General features: G+C 29.6%; 1 protein-coding gene. It reads left to right on the top strand.

Features of this window, described 5'->3' with window-relative positions:
* Positions 1 to 98: 98 nt before the first annotated feature.
* On the top strand, positions 99 to 1,709 hold the full coding sequence (locus tag ACVHXK_RS18585; protein WP_461207903.1) for an IS1182 family transposase: 1,611 nt from the start codon (positions 99 to 101) through the stop codon (positions 1,707 to 1,709).
* Positions 1,710 to 1,865: the final 156 nt, after the last annotated feature.

The following is a 1,865-nucleotide window of genomic DNA, read 5'->3' on the forward strand; positions in this document are numbered from 1 at the left end:
GGGGCTGTCTCAGAATAGAAAACTGAGATAGCCTCAGTTTTTTATTTTTTTAATGAAAAAACGAGCCACAAAGGGCTCGTTTTTAGTATAATTATAGTATGACAAGTACACAAATTACACATAAAAATTATACTACTAATTCGCAAAAAGAACAATTAGTTTTACCACTAAATTTAGGATTAATTATACCAGATGATGATTCAGTGAGATTGCTTAGCCAAGTTATGGAGGAATTAGATTATAGGAAATTAATGCAAGCATACTCACACAAAGGAAGAAACCCTGTTGTTAATCCGCCCACTCTTTTTAAAATTCTTGTTTATGCATATTCTCAAGGAATCTTTTCAACTCGCAAAATTGAAGAGGCTTGCAGACGAGATATCAATTTTATATGGTTATTAGGCGGTGAAAAAGCCCCAGATCATAACACTATCAATCGCTTTCGAGGAGAGCGAATATCTAATGCAGCAGAAGATTTGTTTTATCAATATATAAAAAAGCTTCATGCACTTGATGAGGTTCAATATGAAAACTTATTTGTTGATGGTACTAAAATTGAAGCTAACGCTAACAAGTACACTTTCGTATGGAAGAAATCAACTAATAAACATGAACAAAAATTACATGAAAAAATTAGAAAATTTATTGAAAAATATAATTTAACATACTCTGCAGAATTACAATTTGAAGAGGATAAAATGTTGGAACAATTGCTATTAATGTCGAAATATCTTAACACAAAAAAACAAGAAAATAAAATTGTTTTTGTGCATGGAAAAGGGAAACGAAAAACTCCCTTACAACGTGATATAGAACAAGTCGAAGACTTCATTGATAAACAGCAAAAATACTCCAATTATAACAACCTATTTGATGGAAGAAATAGTTTTTCAAAAACTGATACTGATGCTACTTTTATGCATATGAAAGAAGACCACATGCGAAATTCTCAACTTAAACCAGGATACAACATTCAAATTGGAGTAGAAAATGAGTATATTGTTGCTATGGATATTTTTAGTGACAGGAATGATCAATTAACTTTTATTCCATTCATAGATAGTGTAGAAGAAAATTTAAATGTTAAATATAGTAACATTGTCGCTGACGCTGGATATGAAAGTGAAGAAAATTTAGTTTACCTTGAAAATAAAGGTCAAAAATCATTCATAAAACCTTCAGTATATGAAAAACAAAAAAAGCGTAGCTTCAAGAATCAAATTGGAAAGCGAGAAAATATGGAATACAATAGCGAGGAAGATTATTATATTTGTCATAATAATAAACGACTATCACATATTTTTGATACTACAAGAAAATCCAAAGCAGGCTATATTGCAAATATTAAAGTATATGAAGCAGAAGATTGTTCTGATTGTATACATAAAAGCAAATGTACTAGAGCCAAGGGAAACCGTAGGTTAAGTGTATCACCAAAATTTATTGAGAAAAGACAAGATTCATATAAAAACATAACAAGTGAAGAAGGTATTATATTAAGGATGAATCGTTCAATTCAAGTTGAAGGTGCATTTGGAGTATTGAAGCAAGATCTTGGTTTTAGAAGATTTTTAACACGTGGGAAAAGAAATGTAAAAACAGAATTTCTCCTTTTGTGTTTTGGTTTTAACATTAATAAACTACATAGAAGAATTATGGCTGACCGAGTAGGAAAAAGATTATTTAAACAAGAAAAAAAAGCATCTTAAAAAACAGTAATTAAATGTATAATTTTTACAGGTACTTAAACTGTACCTGTTTTTGTGATGGAAAAAAGTAAGTTAAAACTCATAAATTTTAGTATGTTACGAAAGAAAAATATAATAAAAAAGGGGTATCTCAGAATTTATTCTGAGACAGCCCCT

This window comes from Clostridium sp. DL1XJH146 (assembly GCF_054819755.1).

Coding starts and splice junctions, on each gene's coding strand:
- ACVHXK_RS18585 (WP_461207903.1), top strand. CDS start 99: ATGACAAGTACACAAATTACACATAAAAATTATACTACTAATTCGCAA.